This is a genomic window from Streptomyces sp. NPDC060205 (assembly GCF_042728395.1).
In the GTDB taxonomy this organism is placed as follows: Bacteria; Actinomycetota; Actinomycetes; order Streptomycetales; family Streptomycetaceae; genus Streptomyces.
The window spans coordinates 1-17845 of the sequence record NZ_JBHWZP010000011.1 but is presented as its reverse complement, the minus strand read 5'-3'; the positions used below and the strand labels follow the sequence as shown (position 1 = coordinate 17845).

Below are 17845 nucleotides of genomic sequence, written 5' to 3'. Positions count from 1 at the left end.
GGAATTAATATTGACAGGGTTTCCGGCCGCGGGCCACAGTCTTCGCCGTGACGCGGACGGCCGCCGCCGCAGCGCGGCCCACGTCACGCCCTCGTGCTTCCCAGCGCTTTCGTGCTTCCCAACCATCGGGAGAGGCAAGTGATTTCACACCCGCAGGTCCGCACACCCGCGGCTCGGAGACTGACCCGCCGCACCACCACGGTCGCGATCGCAACGGTCCTGGCGGTGACCGCGGCCCCCGCGGCCACCGCCGGCACGGGGACCGTGACCGGTGTCGACCAGGGCGCGCCCGAGTACTACGACAGCGGTCTCGCGCCCACGCCCTACATGGGCTGGAACACCTACTACGGCCTGGGCGCGCCCACCGAGAAGGAGGTGCGCTCCGTCGCCGACAAGCTGGTCGGCAGCGGTCTGCGCGACAGCGGCTACGACGTCGTGTGGCTCGACGGCGGCTGGCAGGCCGACAACCCGCGCGATGCACAAGGGAACCTGGTCGCCCACCCGGATCGCTTCCCCTCCGGGATCCCGGCCCTGGTCTCGTACCTCCACAAGCGGGGTCTGAAGGCGGGCATCTACACCGACGCGGGCGCCTACGACGGCGGCAAGAGCTGCGGACTCGGCAGCAGGGGGCACTACGACCAGGACGCACGGCAGTTCGCCGACTGGAAGATCGACGCGGTCAAGGTCGACTTCCTGTGCGGGATCGGGGCGAAGCTCGATCCGGGCCCGGCGTTCAAGGAGTTCAGCGACGCGGTCGCCAAGTCCGGCCGCACGATGCTGCTCAACCTCTGCAACCCGCTCACCGACGACTGGGGCGTGCCGCACACACCCGAGCAGGACGCGCACAACTCGTACGTCTACGCCCCGACGATCGCCGACTCGTGGCGCACGGGCACGGACATCGCGTGGGGCACCCCGAGCCCCGGCCAGTGGCCCAACGTGCTGCGCAACATGGACGCCAACGCCTGGCACCCCGAGGCGCAGGGGCCCGGCCACTACAACGACCCCGACTACCTCATCCCCACGCGGCGCATGAGCGACGGCTCGCTGGAGCTGACGGAGGAGGAGTCCACCACGCAGTTCGTGATGTGGGCCGAGATGGCCTCGCCGCTCGTCCTCGGCTCCGATCCGCGGACGTTGTCGCCGTCGATGCTCAGGACACTGCGCAACCCGGAGATCATCGCCGTCGACCAGGACCCGCTGGCCGTCCAGGGCGTGCGGGTGGCGAGCGACTCCACGGGTGACGTCTACAGCAAGGTCCTCCAGGGCGACGGCAGGCGCGCGGTCGTGCTGCTCAACCGCTCCGACGAGCCCGCCGAGCGCACGGTCCGCTTCTCCGACGTCGGGCTCGGCGGGGCCGTCGGCGTCCGCGACCTGCGAGCCCGTGCGGACCGGGGCGCCCACAGTGACACGTACACGGTCGAAGTGCCCGCGCACGGCACCGCGTTCCTGAAGCTGACCGGCACCGACGCCCTGCCCGGAACGAGCCTCGGACAGAAGACCTCGGCGAGCCCGGCCGTGGTGCGCGACGGTGACACGCTCAGCACGTTCCTGCGCGGACCGCGCGGCTCCCTCGTCCAGCACACCACGACCTCCGACGGCAACGGGCGGGGCCGGACCCGGGACCTCGGCGGTCCCACGGGAGGCAGGTTCCTGGGGCAGCCCGCCGCGTACGCCTCGGCCGGCGGCCGGATCGACGTCTTCGTGCGCGGTACCGACTCCCGGGTCCACCGGCGGGTCTTCGCCGACGGGCGCTGGGGCGCGTGGCAGAGCCTGGGCGGACGGGTGACCGACGCGCCGACGGTGGCGTTCACCGACCCCGGCCACTGGACGCTGGTCGCCCGCGACGCGGACGGGGAGGTCGTGCAGCGCGGCCCGTCGACCGGCTGGTCGTCGCTCGGCACCCCCGGTGGGCTTCGGACGTACGGGCGGCCGTCGGCCGTCGTCGACTCGGACGGGCAGCTCCACCTGGCCGTCCGCACCGCCGCCGACGACGTGTGGACGCGGACCCGGACGGCGGCGGGTCAGTGGTCGCCGTGGACCTCGCTCGGCGGAACCGTCAGCGGCAGCCCGACCCTCGTCACGGCCGGGGACACCGTCGTGCTGTACGCGCGCGCCGCCGACTACACGCTCTGGCAGCGGCGTCACGAGGACGGGGCCTGGCAGGGCTGGACGAAGCGGGACGAGTTCCCGAGTGCCGCGTTCGAGGGCTCGCTGGGAGCGGTGGCCGGGGCGGCCGGGCCTGACGGCACGGTCGGTGTGGACGCGGTGTACCGGGGCGTCGACGGTCGGGTGCACCTGACGTCGTTCGCCCAGACCGTCCAGACCGTCCAGACCTCGTCCAAATAAATTAGTAATTATTCTTGACGTGGCGTGAGCGTCACGCGAATCTGGATCAGCGCGGATCCACAGGGAGCCCTCCATGACGAACCACCAGACCAGCAGGCGCCGGTTCCTCGCCGGCGCCGGCGCCGCCGGGACAGCGGCGCTGCTCAGCGGCTGTGTCACCTCGACCTCCTCCGGCAAGAGCTCCTCCAAGGGCTCGGTGACCCTCCAGTCCAACCTCTCGGCCCCGCAGGCCAAGGCCGCGATGCAGGACGTCGTCGCCGCGTACGCCAAGAAGGGGGCGGGGAGCGCGAGCCTCAACACGGTCGCCGCCGAGACCTTCCGCACCCAGCTGCCGACCTACCTCACCTCCGCCAACCCGCCGGACGTCTACACCTGGTACCCCGGGTCGGTGGCGGACGCGTACGCGAAGAAGGACCTGCTGCTCGACCTCGGCGAGGTCTGGTCCTCGCCCGACCTCAAGGGCTACTCCAAGGCCCTGAACAGCCTGTGCACCTCGGCCGCCGGCAAGAAGGTCTTCGTGCCGACCACCTACTACTGGTGGGGCATGTTCTACCGGAAGTCGAACTTCGCCAAATGGGGCGTGAGCGAGCCCAAGAGCTGGGACGACTTCCTCGACCTGTGCGACAAGCTCAAGAGCAAGGGCGTCGACCCCATCGGCCTCGGCGCGGGCGGCAACACGGCCTGGGTCGCCTCGGCCTGGTTCGACTACCTCGACATCCGCATCAACGGCGCCGACTACCACCGCCAACTCCTCGCAGGGAAACACCGGTTCGACGACCCCGAGGTCCGCAAGGTCTTCGACCGCTGGCAGGAACTGCTGCCCTACTTCGACCCGAACGGCACCGCGGTCGCCTTCCAGGACGCCACGACCTCCCTGCTCAACGGTCGCAGCGGCATGATGCTCATCGGCACCTTCTTCGCGGACGCCGCACCCAAGGACGCCCTCGACGACATCGACTTCTTCCGCTTCCCCGTCATCGACCCGAAGGTCCCGCTCGCCGAGGAAGCCCCCACGGACGGCTACTTCGCCAGCGCCCGCACCGGCCGCCACGACCAGGTCGTCGACCTCATGCGCTACCTCGCCACCGCCGAGGCCCAGGAGATCTACATCAAGGGCTCCTCCGGCACGGTCCTGCCGTGCAACCCCGACGCGAAGGACGCGGGAACCGCCCTCGTGAAGAAGGGCCGGGCGCACATCGAACAGGCCGCCGAGATCACCCAGTTCTTCAACCGGGACTCCAGCGACGCCCTCCAGCCCACCGCCGACAACGCGCTGACCAAGTTCATCGCCAAGCCGAAGCAGATCGGCTCCATCCTCACCGACTGGCAGCGCGACGCCGCGAAGATCTGGACCGCCTGACATGCCCGACACGGCCGTCCTGACCGCCCCCGACCGCAAGGCGCCCGCCCCGCCGCCGCCCCGGGGCAGGCGGAACCGGGGCCCGCGCCGCACACCCCCGCTGGTCCTCGCCTTCGTCCTCGTGCCGCTGCTCGCCGAGGCACTGTGGGTGTTCTGGCCGGCGCTCCAGGGCTTCTACCTCGCCCTCACCAGCTGGGACGGCGTCTCCGCACCGACGTTCGTCGGCCTCGACAACTTCCGCGAGATGGCCCACGACGACGTCTTCCTCGACGCGGCCGGCCACACCGTGCTCTGGCTCCTCCTCTTCGGCGGCCTGTCCGCCGTCCTCGGCCTCGGCGCCGCACTCGTGCTCCAGCAGGAACGGCGCGGAGTCGGCTTCTACCGCGCCGCCCTCTTCCTGCCCGTCGTCTTCTCCCTGGTCGCCACCGCACTGGTGTGGCAGGCGATCTACCAGCCCGACGGAGTCCTCAACCAACTCCTCGCATCGGCCGGCCTCGGCAACCTGCGCCACGCCTGGCTCGCCGACCAGGACACCGCCCTGTACGCCGTGATGGTCCCCGCGCTCTGGCGCCAGATCGGTTACGTGATGGTCCTGTACGTCGCCGGCCTCAAGGGCATCGACCCGGCCCTGTACGAGGCCGCCAAGGTCGACGGCGCCGGTGCCTGGCAGCGGCTGCGGCACGTCACCCTGCCCCAGCTGCGCAGTGTCAACGCCGTCGTCCTGTCCGTCATCGTCATCGACTCACTGCGCTCCTTCGACGTCGTGTGGTCGCTGACCCGGGGCGGCCCCTACCACTCCTCGGAACTGCTGAGCACGTACATGTACTCCACCGCCTTCCAGTCCCTGCGCCTCGGTTACGGGTCCGCCCTCGCCGTCGTCATCTTCGTGCTGGCCTTCGGCGTCATCTGCTCCTACCTCGTCCGCGCGTTCCGGGAGGCCGACTGATGTCCGCCCCCTCAGCCCCCTCGAACACCTCCGCCACGTCCGCTCCCTCGGTCTCCGCCACCGCGCTGCGCCGCAGGCGGGCCGCGACCGCCGGGTTCCATCTCGGCGCGGGCACCCTGGCCGTCCTGTGGCTGCTGCCCATCGCCCTGGTGCTGGTGACCAGCCTGCGGTCCTTCGACGACATCGCCGCGCACGGTCTGGGCAGCTGGCCGCACTCCTTCACCCTCGGCAACTTCGGCCAGGCCTGGAACGACGGCGGCCAGCAGCGCGCCCTGATCAACAGCCTGCTGGTCACCGTGCCGGCCGTCCTGGTGACGCTCGCGCTGGCCGCCATGGCCGCGTTCGGGCTCAGCCGCTACGACCTGCCGTTCCGCCGTTCCCTGCTGCTGCTCATGCTCGGCGGCAACCTGCTCCCGCCGCAGATCCTGCTCATCCCCGTCTCCAAGCTGAGTGAACTGCTGGGGATCTACGACACCCTGCCCGCACTGATCGGCGTACAGATCGGCTTCGGTGTCGGCTTCTACGTCTTCGTCCTGCACGGGTTCATGCGGTCGATCCCGCCGGAGATCCAGCAGGCGGCGGTCGTCGACGGCGCCGGGCCCTGGCAGATCTTCTGGCGGATCATCCTGCCGTTGACCCGCCCCGCCCTCGCGGCCCTCAGCGCCCTGTCGTTCACCTGGATCTTCAACGACCTGCTGTGGGCGATCACCGTCCTGCGCAGCGACACCAAGATGCCGATCACCGCCGCCCTCATCGGACTCCAGGGGCAGTACGTGTCCATGTGGAACGTCATCGCCGCCGGATCCGTCATCGCCGCGGCGCCCACGGTGATCGTGTTCCTCCGCTTCCAGCGGCACTTCGTCGCCGGCCTCAACCTGGGAGCGGTGAAGTGACCGCGGGAACGGGGAGGGAACAGGTGGCGACGGCCCGGCGCTGGACCCTGCGCGCCGAACACACCAGCTACACCGTGCGGCTGTCCCCGGACGGCCCCTGGGCCGAACTGGAGGCCTGGGGGCCGACCGGTGTCGAGGACGGCCCGTCCGCCCTCGACTGGTCGCGGCGCACGCACTTCATCACGCCCGCGGACGCGGCACCGGCCGAGTATCTGCCGTACGGGCTGCGGCCGTTCACCGGAAGCGAGCTGATCGCCGGGCGGCCGGGCGGGGAGCGGGGGGTGTGGTGGGAGTTCGACGGGGCGGAGGAAGGAGAGGGGGACGGCAGGCTGCGGCTCGCGTTCACCGACCATGTCCTCGGGCTGCGTACGGTCCTGTGCTACGAGGTGGTGCCGGGCACGGACGTGATCCTGCGCTGGACCGAACTGACCGCGAGCACCGGTGAACTGCGCCTGGAACGGCTCGACTCGGCCGCCGTGAACATCCCCGTCACCGGCGCCGCCCGGCTGACGTACCTCACCGGCCAGTGGTCGCAGGAATTCCAGCTCACCCAACTCGACCTGCCGCGCGGCACGTTCACCATGGGCAGCGTCCAGGGCGTGCCAGGGCACGCCTACGCGCCCTGGCTCGCGGTGCAGGACAGCGCGGACGGGGCATCCGGGGGCGGCGGCGCCGCGTACGGCATCGCGCTCGAATGGTCCGGCAACTGGCACATCACCGCGGAGGCTGAACCGGGCGGTCTCGTCCGCGTCCGCGCCGGGCGGGTCCCGCACGAGGGCGCCGTGTTCCTGGCGCCCGGCGAAACCCTCACGACCCCGCGTCTGGCCTGCGCGTTCAGCCCGGACGGCCTCGACGGGCTCTCCCGGGTCTGGCACCGCTACGAACGCCGGCTCTCCGGCGAGCGGCTGCACCGGCCCCGCAAGGTCCTCTACAACTCCTGGGAGGCCACCGGCTTCGACGTCGACGCGGCCGGGCAGCTGGAGCTGGCGAAAGCCGCCGCCGACATCGGAGCGGAACTGTTCGTCGTCGACGACGGCTGGTTCACCGGCCGCGCCGACGACACCGGAGGCCTCGGCGACTGGTACCCGGACCCGGCGGCCTTCCCGCACGGCTTCGGCCGGTTCGTCGACGAGATCAAGGGGCTGGGCCTCGACTTCGGCCTGTGGGTGGAGCCCGAGGCGGTCAGCCCCGGCAGCCGCCTGTACGCCGAACACCCCGAGTGGGTCTACCGGATCGAGTACCGCCCCGCCCGCCTGGTCCGCAACCAACTGCTCCTCGACCTCGGCCGTACCGACGTCCAGGACTTCGTCATCGGCACCCTCGACCGGCTGCTGACCGCGTACGACATCAGCTACCTCAAGTGGGACATGAACCGGCCGCCCACCGAACGCGGGCGCCCGGACGCCCCGCACGACGCCCGGCCCGACCTGGACGCCGAGCACGTCGCCGGATACCTGCGCGTCCTGGACCACCTGCGCGCCACCCACCCGGGCGTCACGGTCGAGGGCTGCGCGGGCGGCGGCGCACGCATCGAGCACGCGACCCTCGCGCGCACCGACGTGGTGTGGCCCAGCGACAACACCGCCCCGCTGGACCGGCTGTCCGTCCAGTACGGCTTCCTGCACGCCCACGCCCCGCACGTCATGAGCTCATGGGTCACCGACGCCCCCGGCATCTTCGACCCGCGCCCGCGCAGCCTCGCGTTCCGGTTCGTCAACGCCATGTGCGGAGTCCTCGGCATCGGCGCCGACCTGCGCGCCTGGACACCGCGGGAGCGGGCCGAGGCCGCCCGGTGGATCGCCCGCTACAAGGACGTACGGGAAACCGTCCACCACGGTGAGGTCCACCTCCTCGGCACCCCCGATGGCCCCACCTACGGTGTGCAGTACGACGACCCGCGGTCCGGGCGCACGGTCGTCGCGGCCCTCGGCACCGGGCGCCTCGACGGGGCGCCGCTGCTGCCCGGCCGCCCCGACCGGCTCAGACTGCGCGGTCTCGACCCGGGAGCGCGTTACAGCGATGCCGGATCGGACAGGACGTACAGCGGAGCACATCTGCTGCACCACGGTCTGCCCTTCACCTGGAGCGAGGGCCACGACGCCGAACTGGTGGTGCTGCGGCGGCGGTGACAGCGGTCCGGCATATGTTTTCGGGACGGACGGCCGTCCCCCGCACGCGAAGGAGTCGAACCCCACGATGGAGCAGCCCGCACGACCGCCCGGCGCCCGCTTCGCCGGCCGCACGGCCGTCGTCACCGGCGCGGCCTCCGGCATCGGAGCCGCCACGGCCGAACGCCTCGCCGAGGAGGGTGCCGCCGTGGTCCTCGCCGACCTCGCCGAGGACCGCGGCGGGAGAGTCGCCGCGCGCATCACGAAGGCGGGCGGCCACGCACGGTTCGTACGGGCCGACGTCGCCGCCGAGGACGACTGGACCCGGATCGTGGCCGCCGCCCACGGCTTCGGACCCGTGGACGTCCTCGTCAGCAACGCCTACACCGTCGAGGTGGCGCCCGCCCATGAGCTGTCCCTCGACTCGTGGCGGCGCCAGCTCGCCGTCAACACCACCGGCGCCTTCCTCGGCTTCCGGGCCTGCCTGCCCGACCTGCGGGAACGCCGGGGAGCGGTCGTGCTGACCTCGTCCGTCCATGCGAACAGGGGCATCCCGGGACACCCCGCGTACGCCGCCTCCAAGGGCGCCCTGCTGTCCCTGTGCTCGCAGCTCGCCGTCGAGTACGGGCCCGAGGTGCGCGTCAACGCCGTCGTACCCGGCCCGATCCTGACCGCCGCCTGGGACAGGGTCACGCCCGAGGACCGGGAACGCAGCATCGCGGAGACGGCGGCGCGCCGCTTCGGCACACCGGAGGAGGTGGCCGCGGCCATCGCCTTCCTCAGCGCAGGCGAAGCCTCGTACATCACCGGGACGAGCCTGGTGGTGGACGGCGGCTGGAGCGTGGTCAAGGCCTCCGCATGACCAGGACACCGCACCCTCACCCGAACACCCCCCTCGCAGAGAAAGGCCGTACGAGAATGACGCCCTATGCCCGCCGCGGCGTGCACGGCCAGACCGTGGAAGTCCTCGCCCGCCGCATCCTGGGCGGCGAGATCCCCGAGGGGGCCACGCTCGACCTGGTGGCGCTGCAGAGCGAGCTGGACGTGAGCCTCACCGCTCTGCGCGAGTCCCTCAAGGTGCTCGCCGCCAAGGGGATGGTCGACGCCCGCCAGAAGCGCGGCACGTTCGTCCGCACCCGTGCCGAGTGGAACCTCCTCGACGTCGACGTGCTGCGCTGGCAGTTCGAGGGCGGTCGCACCTCCGAGGCGGACGAAGCGCTGCTGCGGAACCTCGCCGAGGTGCGCGCCATCATCGAGCCGGCCGCGGTCCGGCTGGCCGCCGACCGGCGCACCGACGCCGACCTGGCCGCTCTCGACGGCGCGCTCGACGCGATGGGGGAGGGCGGTGGCGACGCCGCCCACGCGGTCGAGGCCGACCTCGCCTTCCACCGGGCCCTGCTCGCCGCCACCCACAACGAACTCCTCGAACGCATGGAGATGGTGATCGAGTCCGGGCTGGCCCACCGCGACCGGATCGTGCACAGCGCCCCGCACAGCGAGGATCCGGTCCCGGCGCACCGGGCGGTCCTGGACGCCGTACGCGACCGGGACCCGCGGGCCGCCGAGGCCGCGATGCGGGCCCTGCTCGACCAGGCGGGCCGCGACCTGGACCGCCTCGGCGACGCCGACGACACCGGCGACGCCGGCGACGTCGCTACAGCGGATGCCGCCGATGCCGGTGACAGCCATGTGCCCGACGCGACGGAAGGCTCCCGCTCCCAGTGAAGATCACCCGTATCGAGACCTTCCTGGTCCCGCCCCGCTGGCTGTTCTGCCGTGTCGAGACCGACGACGGTGTCGTCGGCTGGGGCGAACCGGTCGTCGAAGGGCGGGCCGAGGTCGTGCGCGCCGCCGTCGACGTGCTGGCCGAACACCTCGTCGGCCAGGACCCGTTGCGCATCCAGGACCACTGGCAGGTGCTGTCCAAGGGCGGCTTCTACCGCGGCGGCCCGGTGCTCTCCAGCGCCGTCGCCGGGCTCGACCAGGCCCTGTGGGACATCGCGGGCAAGACGTACGGGGCTCCGGTGCACGCGCTGCTGGGCGGGCCGGTGCGGGACCGCGTCCGCGTCTACGCCTGGGTCGGCGGCGACGAACCCGCCGAGCTGACCGAGCAGATAGCCGCGCAGGTCGAGGCGGGCTTCACGGCGGTGAAGATGAACGGCGCCGGAGCCACCTCGCCGATCCCCACCCCGGCCGAGACCGCCGCGATCGTGGGCCGGGTGGCCGCCGCCCGCGAGGCGCTGGGCCCCGACCGGGATGTCGCCGTCGACTTCCACGGCCGTTTCACGGCGGCGGGCGCGCGCCGGGTCCTGTCCGAACTGGGGCCCCTGCACCCGCTGTTCGTCGAGGAGCCCGTCGTGCCCGAGCACGGCCACCTGCTGGCCGGGCTCGTCGCCGCGAGCCCGATCCCGCTCGCCACCGGTGAACGTCTCTACGGACGCGCCGACTTCCTGCCCGTACTCACCGCGGGCATCGCGGTCGCCCAGCCGGACCTGTCCCACGCCGGCGGCATCTCGGAGGTGCACCGCATCGCCTCGCTCGCCGAGACCCACGGCGCGCAGCTCGCCCCGCACTGCCCGCTCGGCCCGATCGCGCTGGCGGCCAGCCTCCAGATCGCCTTCGCCACCCCCAACTTCCTGATCCAGGAGCAGAGTCGGGGCATCCACTACAACAAGGACGCCGATCTCCTGTCGTACCTGGTCGACCCCGAGCCGTTCCGGTTCGTCGACGGGCACGCCGCGCGCGGCTACGCCCCCGGTCTGGGCGTCACCATCGACGAGGCCGCCGTCCGGGCCGCCGACCGGTCCGGACACGCCTGGCGCAACCCGGTGTGGCGGCACGCCGACGGCTCCTTCGCCGAGTGGTGAGCATGCCGCTCGAAGTGGCCACCGACCCGGCCCACGGCGGCCGTTGGACCTCCCTGCGCACGGCCGCCGGCCGGGAGTGGCTGTGGCACCGCGAGGCCCCCGAACGGGAGGGCGTCGCACCGGGCGACGCCTTCGTGGACGCGGGCGGCCTGGAGGAATGCGTTCCCACGGTCCGGGGCGGCCCGGACCACGGAGACGCGTGGTCCCGCCCCTGGACCCGGGTCCCGGCCCCGGCGCGGGGTGACGACCGGTACGTCGTCCACTGCGAGCGGTTCACGCTCGGACGCACGATCCGCGGTACTCCCGACGGAGCGGAGGCCGACTACGTGCTGACCGCCGGCGCGGGTTTTCGCTTCGTGTGGGCCGCTCACGCCCTGCTCGATCTGTCCGAGCGGGCGAGCGTGCGCATCGGCGACGGGGCGCGCACCCGGCTCTTCCGCGAGGCGGCCCCGCTGTTGGCGCAGGAGTGGCCCGAGGACGCCCCGTGGGTGGAGGGGATTTGGCCCGCCCCCTGCGGGCTGCGGCTGGACCGGTTCGGGCCGGACGACGGCACCGCGGTCGGCGCCGTCGTGGACGCCCCCGGCTGCTGCGTCCACGACGGCCGGGACCGGCTCTCGCTGGCCCTGGAGACGGACGGGCAGCCCACCTCCGTCGCCCTCTGGCGCAACCTGGGCGGGTTCCCCGCCGGGCGCCCCTACCGCAGCACAGGCGTCGAGCCCATGCTCGGCCGCGTCTTCGACCTCGCGGAGGCGAATCCCGGCGACGCGGCCCGGGTACCCGCCTCCGGCGAGGTGCGGTGGCGGCTGACGCTCACCACGCACTGCCGCTGCACCTGAACCGACCTGTTCCACAAGGAGTCTGCATGGACCTGCTGGATCTTCGAGCGGCCCTGACCGCCCACCGCGTGGTCGCCATCGTGCGCGGCGACGACCCGGAGGCGGCGCTGCGCACCGTACTGGCCCTGGCCGAGGAGGGCGTCGAGCTGATCGAGGTGTCGCTCAGCGGCAAGGACGCCCTGTCGGTCATCGAGCGGGCCCGCAAGGAACTCGGCCCCGACCGCCCCCTCGGCGCCGGTACGGTCCTGACCGCCGACGACGCCCGCGCCGCCCGGCAGGCCGGTGCGGACTTCGCCGTCACCCCCGCGCTCGGGGACGGCGTCACCGCGGCACGCGAACTGGGACTGCCGGTCCTGGCCGGGGTGATGACCCCGACGGAGATCCTGGCCGCGCGGACCCTCGGAGCCGCCGCCCTGAAGATCTTCCCCGCCGCCCAGGCCGGCGGCCCCGCCTACCTCAAGGCCCTGCGCGGCCCGTTCCCGCACGAACTGTTCGTGCCGGTGGGCGGGGTCGACGGGGCCGCCGCCCGCGCGTATCTGGCGGCCGGGGCGACCGCCGTCGGCGTGGGCTCACCGCTGATCGGGGACGCGGCCGACGGCGGCAGCCTGACCGCGCTGCGGGACCGCGCCCGGGCGTTCGTCGCGGTGGCGAACGAGGGCGCCTCGTGACCCACCCCGAAGCCGCAGCCCCAGCGGGGGCGGACGTCCTCGGACCCGACCGTCTCGAACTCGGCGAGGGCATCCGCTGGACGCACGACCACGGCATCGTGCTCGTGGACATCCTCGCGGGCCGCCTGCTCACCGCCACGGACCGTCCCGCCGAACCCCTCCGGCAACTGGCCCAACTACCCTTCCCCCTGGGCGCGGTGGCACCCGTCGCCGACGCCCCCGGCACCTGGATCGCCGCCGCGGGAACCGGCATCTGCCTGCTCACCCCCGACGCCCCGCCGCGCTGGCTCGCCCAGCCCGAGGCGGACGCGGCACGACCCATGCGCATGAACGACGGGACCGCCGACCCCTCCGGCCGCTTCTGGGCGGGCAGCATGGCCTACGGGGCCGACGACGGAGCCGGTTCCCTCCACCGCGTCGACCAAGACGGCACGGCGGTCCGCGTCCTCGACGGCATCACCGTGCCGAACGGGCCCGCCTTCACGGCCGACGGCCGCACCATGTACCTGGCCGACAGCGCCCGCGGAGTCGTCCGGCGGTACTCCGTCGACCCCCTCACCGGCGACCTCGGCACCCCGGAGACGTACGTCACCGTCGACGACGGCAGCCCCGACGGCATGGCGGTGGACGCCGAGGGCGCGGTGTGGATCGCGGTGTGGGGCACCGGCACCGTACGCCGGTATCTGCCGGACGGCCGCCTCGACCGCACGCTGCGGCTGCCCGCACGGCAGCCCGCCGGAGTGTGCCTGCGGGAGGACCTGCTGTACGTCACCAGCGCCCGCGTGGGACTCGCCGCGCCCGGCCCGTACGACGGCGCCGTGTTCACGGCCCGGGTCGACGTACCCGGGAGGCCGGCGGACACGTACCGGCCCCACGGCCCTGACCGCCACGGCCCCGATTCGCCCCGGAAGGAGCTGCGATGAACAGCGCGTCCGCCTCCCGCGCCGCCTGGCTGCCCCGCGAAGGACCGGTGGTCTGCGTCGGGGAGACCATGGCCGCCCTCGCCCCCGCCCCGGCCGAGTCCCTGGAGAGTGCCGAGGCCCTGCGGGTGTCGGTGGCCGGGGCCGAGTCGAACGTGGCGATGTACCTGGCCGACCTGGGCGTCCCTGTCTCCTGGCTCTCGGCGCTCGGCGACGACGCGCTGGGCCGGCGGGTGCGCGCCGCGGTCGGCGCCGCAGGTGTCGACGTCGGGGGAGTGCGGCACGACCCGGAGCGGCCCACGGGCCTGCTCGTGAAGGAGCCCGCCCCCACCGGTACCCGCGTCCACTACTACCGTGGCGGCTCGGCGGCCTCGGCCCTGGGCCCCGAGGTGCTGAAGGACGACCGGTTGCGGTCCGCCTCCGTCCTCCATCTCACCGGGATCACCCCGGCCCTGTCCCCGTCCTGCCTGAGCCTGGTGGAGGAAGCCCTCGCCACCCCGCCGGACCAACGCCCGTACGCCATCAGCTTCGACGTCAACCACCGCCGGGCGCTGTGGCCGCCCGGCACGGCCGCGCCCGTACTGCGCGAGCTGGCCGACCGCGCCGACCTCGTCCTCGTCGGCCTCGACGAGGCACAGGACCTGTGGGACGCCGGCCTCGAACCGGACGGCGTACGGCGGCTGTTGCCGCATCCGCGTCTGCTCGTCGTCAAGGACGGCGGCCGGTCGGCCACGGTCTTCGGCGACGAAGGCTCCTGGACCGTGCCCGCCCTGCGCACGGACGTGGTGGAGCCCGTCGGCGCGGGGGACGCCTTCGCCGCCGGGTTCCTGGGCGGGCTGCTGCGGGGCGCCGACATGGAGCGTGCGCTGCGGCTCGGCCACATCACCGCCGGGTCGGCACTCCAAGTGACCGGCGACCACGGCCCGTTGCCCGACAAGGCCAGGATCGAGGAACTCCTCGGTCTCCCCGCGCCCGACTGGGCCCGGATGGACCGCGAGTGACGGACCGGTCGCGCTGAGGTGGTCAACGGTCCAAGGTCACCGTCGGGTACGACGAAGGTCACAATTACATATCGGACACTTCGCACTTCAATCTTCACGCGAGACACACAAGTTGGCTAAGTTGACGGCTAGGCCGTACGACTGGCTCCGGTGAACCTCGCCGGGTCGCGCGGTCTCCGCCGCATCCGACCGGCCCTCGTGGCGGCCGGAGCCGGAGGTCAGTCGACTTCAGGGTGAATCGGCCCAACTGCCCGGCGGGCAGGGGCCGTAGGGCATGAACGTCGGAACCTTCAGCCCGAAACCCAAGGTCGGCCCGGCAGGCGGTGCACGGAAGGAGTCGTCTCCCATCGCGCCGGAACGAACGCAGCGCCCCGGAGGCACCGGCCTCCCCGGCATGTCCCGCTCCGCCCTCGTGAAGGCGGCCCCCGCTTCCGTGGACCAGTTCGCCTCCGCAGGCATTCCCGCCCAGCGGGGTGACGAACCCAGCCGCGAGGAAGTACAGCAGCGGATCACGAATCTCTACGACCGGGTCGAGAACGCCACGGGCAACATCAATGTCACCCGGGCGATGAGCACCACGACGCGCGACGCCCGAGCGGCGTCAGGGGACAGGGGCGGCCGGGGCGGAGCCTCCGACGCGGCAGCCCCGCTGCCGGACGTCGCGAAGCAGTGGTTCGACGTGGGCCGCTCGCAACTGGGCCCCGTCTTCCCGGCGGTGCTGCCGCCCGACCGGACGCCGGACCGTGGTTCCGCCGGCTCCCGACCCGCCGATTCCGGCGGTCGTCCGGGCGGCGGTGGCCGTGAGGGGCGCGGGGGCCGCGAGGGTTCCGACAAGCCCGTCCTGGAGCTGACCGCCGGCCCGAGCGCCGGCCCCGGCCCCGGTGGCGGCGCCGGACCCCTCGCGGAACTGACCGCGAGACCGGTCGCCGAGCTGACCGCGGGACCCACCGCCGCGCTCCCGGCCGTCCCGGCCCAGCGCCAGGCGGCCGACAGGGCCCTGCCCGGGCCGTCCGGCGGACCGTCGCAGACGACCCTGCGGACGTCGAAGCAGCGCAACCAGCGCAAACTCGGACAGGCCCGCGACCTGCTGGCCGGACACGCGGCCCGGCGCGGCGCGCCCGCGGCGGAACTGCAGCCGTTCCAGGCGGTCGAGGGCGCCTGGGGCCCTGCCGCCCCCCAGCCGCAGAGCTACCGCACGGCCGCGCCCGCCGCGGACGCCTGGCAGCAGCCGGCCATCGGTACGGACATGCGCGCGGGCACGGACATGTACGCCGGTACGGCCGTCCACCCCGGCCTGCCCGGTACGGGAGCGGGTGTCGCCGCCGACCGGAGCATCGGCAACGGCGTGCACCTGGGCGTCGACCAGTACGCCGGTGGCCCGTACACCGCCGCCCGGCAGAGCGACACGAGCAGGTACGTCGACGCGAGCACGCCCATCGCCACGGGAGTCGCCCTCGACATGCAGGCCGCGGCCGACCCCGGCTACGGCGTGCCCGCCCCCGCCCCGGCCGCTGCTCCCGCTCCCGTCTATGCGACGCCCGCGCATGGCACGCCCGTCTATACGACGCCCGCCCATGGCACGCCCGTCTATGCCGCACCCGACCCCGGGTACGGCGGTCAGGGCGCCAGGGCCGTCGACTTCGCACGCGCCCAGATCGGCAAGCCGTGCGTCTGGGGCTCCATGGGACCGGGCTCGTACGACTGCTCCAGTCTCACGCAGGCCGCCTGGAAGGTCGCCGGAGTCGCGCTCCCGCGTTCCGTCCAGGACCAGGCGACCGCCGGCACGATGGTCCCCGTCGCGGACGTCCGGCCCGGTGACCTGGTCCTCTTCAGCGGACAGGTCGCACACGTCGGCATCGCCACGGGCAACGGGATGATGATCCACGCACCGAGCCCGGGCGTCGCCATCCGCGAGGAGTCGATCTACTGGGCCGGCGAGGCGGCCATCCACAGCGTGATCCGCCCCGCCTGAGGGCCGGCCGAGGGGCTTGAGCCAGGGACGACGAGCCGGCGGTCAGGGTGACTGCGGTGTCACCGCCGGCTCCGTGAGCGCCTTGGTGAAGCAGACACTGAACGGATTGCGGTCGTACGGGGCGTACGGCCGCACCTCCTGCCAGCCCTCCCGCGCGTAGAGCGCCCGCGCCTCCGGCTGGAGCGCGCCCGTCTGCAGCCACAGCCGGTCGACGCCGAGGGTCAGCGCGGTCGACTCCACCGCCGCGAGGGCCGCTCGCGCCAGACCCCGGCCGCGGTGGTCGGCGCGCACGAACACCCGCTTCACCTCGTGCCGGTCGGGCAGCCTGCGCAGCGAGGCGGTCGCCACCGGCAGGTCGTCGGCGTAGGCGACCCACGTGACGACGATCTCCTCGGCCGCGGGCTGCGGGGCACGTACGCGCCGGTGCTCGACCGGCGCGTAGCGCGGGGCCAGTTCGGCGGAAATCTGCTCCCGCAGCCGGGCCGGGGCCGGGGCGTCCCACTCCTCGGTCACCCATCGGACGGACGGCCCCGACCGAGTGACGCACCCCTCTTCGCCGGCATCTTCCCTGACGTCTTCCTTGATCATGCGCACATGCTCACACCGGCGAGGAAGGCCGGATGGCGGCCGAGACGCCGGACGTACCGGTCCAGGTGGAGGTACGCGGACAGGGCGCCGTCGGCCGCGGCGAGATATGTGAGCGCCACCCACAGATCCACGTCCGCGGCCGTGATCGCATCCCCCAGCACATAGGGGCCGGCGGCCAGTTGACGGTCGAGCAGGGTCAGTGTCGCCGCCCGGGCAGGGGGCGGGGAGTCCGGTGTGACGTCCCGGGCGAGGAGTTCACGCAGGGCGTCGATCTCCGCGGCGAGGGCCGGCGGCCGCAGCGCGGGCAGGCCGGGCCCCTCGTCGTCCCGGAGGTCGGCGAGGTCGGCGAGGTCGCGCAGGATGTCGGGCGTGTGGTTGCTGACGACACGGCCGCTCCACCGGTCGCACAGCGCGGGCGCGGTGAGCGGGCCGTCGTAGTGGTGCCAGGTCGCCTCGTAGGCCCGGCGCAGCGAGGCGAAGGCGTCGGGCGTCTCGGCGGGCCGGGTCAGCACGGTGGTGGCCGTCGAGTTCTCAAGTCCCAGCAGGGCGAGGGTGATCGAGACGCGCAGCGAACGCTGACAGCCTTCGGACAGATACAGCTGATAGCGGTGCGGCGCCGGGTAGAAGCCGCCGGCGAGGCCGACACCTATACGGCCGCGGAAGCGGTGCGGACGTGCGGTCGCGCTCGGTGCGACCGTGCCGCAGGCGGGTGCGCCGGTGACGGCCTTACGGGCGGCCGTGGCGAAGGTACCTGTGCTCGAACCGCGGGAAACTGTCTCGGGCATGGCTCTCCAGAGGGAATCGCGGAAGCCCTGGCCGCCTTGTGGGCACCAGTGGCGAAACGGAGTGACTGCGCTGTGTCGTGCACGTCCGGCAGGATCCACGGGTCCGGCAGGTCCGGATCGGGCGGACCTGGGGAACCGGGTGGACCGGTGGCGGACTAGTAAGCGCTGGAGACGCGCAACAGATCGATGTGCAGTCGCCTCGTCAAGCCGTTCCTCGGCAATTCCCACCCGTCCCGGTCGGGGCTCGCACGAGGCGAGACCACGCTTGTCCCGCCGCACCGGCGGAACCCGGTCGTCACCCGGGGCACCCCGTCGCGGTGGAAGGGTTGCCTGTCAGCGGGCCGGGGCCGATGACCGCACGGACGGGGGACCCGTCCGACGGGCGCTGACAATCGTGACCGTCCCCGCAAGTGTCGGTGCGGTGAGTGACGTCGTCAAGATGCCGAGACGACGTCTCAGTACGTGGGCAGTGGCCCGTGTGCGGGTTCGGTGGGGGCCGGCCGCGCAGTTCCCCGCGCCCCTAGGGGGCGAGGGCGAAGCCCCGCCTTCAGG

The 17845-nt window shown here is 73.1% G+C and carries 16 protein-coding genes and 1 riboswitch; of the genes, 13 read left to right on the top strand and 3 right to left on the bottom strand.

The window, feature by feature from the left end:
* Window positions 1-138 precede the first annotated feature (138 nt).
* The 13 genes from ACFWGJ_RS03460 to ACFWGJ_RS03400 all read left to right on the top strand — a co-directional run bounded on the left by ACFWGJ_RS03460 (window position 139) and on the right by ACFWGJ_RS03400 (window position 15920).
* Window positions 139-2349 (top strand): glycoside hydrolase family 27 protein, encoded by a 2211-nt coding sequence (locus ACFWGJ_RS03460; protein ID WP_387320643.1) that lies wholly within the window; start codon window positions 139-141, stop codon window positions 2347-2349.
* A 73-nt stretch (window positions 2350-2422) separates the two neighbouring features.
* Entirely contained in the window at window positions 2423-3709 is a 1287-nt protein-coding gene (locus ACFWGJ_RS03455) for an ABC transporter substrate-binding protein (protein ID WP_387320641.1), read from the top strand.
* 1 nt (window position 3710) lies between these two features.
* On the top strand, window positions 3711-4655 hold the full coding sequence (locus tag ACFWGJ_RS03450) for a carbohydrate ABC transporter permease (protein WP_381834251.1): 945 nt from the start codon (window positions 3711-3713) through the stop codon (window positions 4653-4655).
* Window positions 4655-5548, top strand: a complete 894-nt coding sequence (locus ACFWGJ_RS03445; RefSeq protein WP_387320639.1) for a carbohydrate ABC transporter permease — start codon at window positions 4655-4657, stop codon at window positions 5546-5548. Before ACFWGJ_RS03450 ends, ACFWGJ_RS03445 begins: the two co-directional genes overlap by 1 nt.
* Window positions 5545-7677: an alpha-galactosidase gene (locus ACFWGJ_RS03440; protein WP_387320638.1), complete on the top strand. Its 2133-nt coding sequence runs from the start codon at window positions 5545-5547 to the stop codon at window positions 7675-7677. The genes ACFWGJ_RS03445 and ACFWGJ_RS03440 overlap by 4 nt, the downstream gene beginning before the upstream one ends.
* A 67-nt stretch (window positions 7678-7744) precedes the next feature.
* On the top strand, window positions 7745-8518 hold the full coding sequence (locus tag ACFWGJ_RS03435) for an SDR family NAD(P)-dependent oxidoreductase (protein WP_387320636.1): 774 nt from the start codon (window positions 7745-7747) through the stop codon (window positions 8516-8518).
* A 56-nt stretch (window positions 8519-8574) separates the two neighbouring features.
* Window positions 8575-9381, top strand: coding sequence for a FadR/GntR family transcriptional regulator (locus tag ACFWGJ_RS03430; protein ID WP_387320635.1), 807 nt, complete (start codon window positions 8575-8577; stop codon window positions 9379-9381).
* Complete coding sequence (dgoD, locus tag ACFWGJ_RS03425; RefSeq protein WP_387320632.1) at window positions 9378-10523, top strand: galactonate dehydratase; 1146 nt, start codon at window positions 9378-9380, stop codon at window positions 10521-10523. Before ACFWGJ_RS03430 ends, dgoD begins: the two co-directional genes overlap by 4 nt.
* A gap of 2 nt (window positions 10524-10525) precedes the next feature.
* Window positions 10526-11359: a hypothetical protein gene (locus ACFWGJ_RS03420; RefSeq protein ID WP_387320630.1), complete on the top strand. Its 834-nt coding sequence runs from the start codon at window positions 10526-10528 to the stop codon at window positions 11357-11359.
* A 35-nt stretch (window positions 11360-11394) separates the two neighbouring features.
* Entirely contained in the window at window positions 11395-12027 is a 633-nt protein-coding gene (locus ACFWGJ_RS03415; protein ID WP_387320682.1) for a bifunctional 4-hydroxy-2-oxoglutarate aldolase/2-dehydro-3-deoxy-phosphogluconate aldolase, read from the top strand.
* Window positions 12024-12950: an SMP-30/gluconolactonase/LRE family protein gene (locus ACFWGJ_RS03410; RefSeq protein WP_387320628.1), complete on the top strand. Its 927-nt coding sequence runs from the start codon at window positions 12024-12026 to the stop codon at window positions 12948-12950. The genes ACFWGJ_RS03415 and ACFWGJ_RS03410 overlap by 4 nt, the downstream gene beginning before the upstream one ends.
* On the top strand, window positions 12947-13948 hold the full coding sequence (locus ACFWGJ_RS03405; protein WP_387320627.1) for a sugar kinase: 1002 nt from the start codon (window positions 12947-12949) through the stop codon (window positions 13946-13948). The genes ACFWGJ_RS03410 and ACFWGJ_RS03405 overlap by 4 nt, the downstream gene beginning before the upstream one ends.
* Window positions 13949-14342: 394 nt before the next feature.
* A complete protein-coding gene (locus ACFWGJ_RS03400; RefSeq protein ID WP_387320626.1) occupies window positions 14343-15920 on the top strand; it encodes a C40 family peptidase in 1578 nt (525 codons plus the stop codon).
* 42 nt (window positions 15921-15962) lie between these two features.
* On the opposite strand, the gene ACFWGJ_RS03395 is transcribed toward ACFWGJ_RS03400, so the two are convergent.
* From ACFWGJ_RS03395 to ACFWGJ_RS03385, 3 genes are all read right to left on the bottom strand, one after another.
* Window positions 15963-16508 (bottom strand): GNAT family N-acetyltransferase, encoded by a 546-nt coding sequence (locus tag ACFWGJ_RS03395; protein ID WP_387320624.1) that lies wholly within the window; start codon window positions 16506-16508, stop codon window positions 15963-15965.
* The gene (locus ACFWGJ_RS03390; protein WP_387320622.1) at window positions 16505-17293 is read right to left on the bottom strand and encodes a glutathione S-transferase family protein; all 789 of its coding nucleotides are present in this window, start codon (window positions 17291-17293) and stop codon (window positions 16505-16507) included. The genes ACFWGJ_RS03395 and ACFWGJ_RS03390 overlap by 4 nt, the downstream gene beginning before the upstream one ends.
* A 155-nt stretch (window positions 17294-17448) precedes the next feature.
* Window positions 17449-17556, bottom strand: a complete 108-nt coding sequence (locus tag ACFWGJ_RS03385) for a putative leader peptide (protein ID WP_356538450.1) — start codon at window positions 17554-17556, stop codon at window positions 17449-17451.
* A riboswitch (SAM riboswitch) is annotated at window positions 17550-17693 on the bottom strand. Its footprint overlaps the gene before it by 7 nt.
* Window positions 17694-17845: the final 152 nt, after the last annotated feature.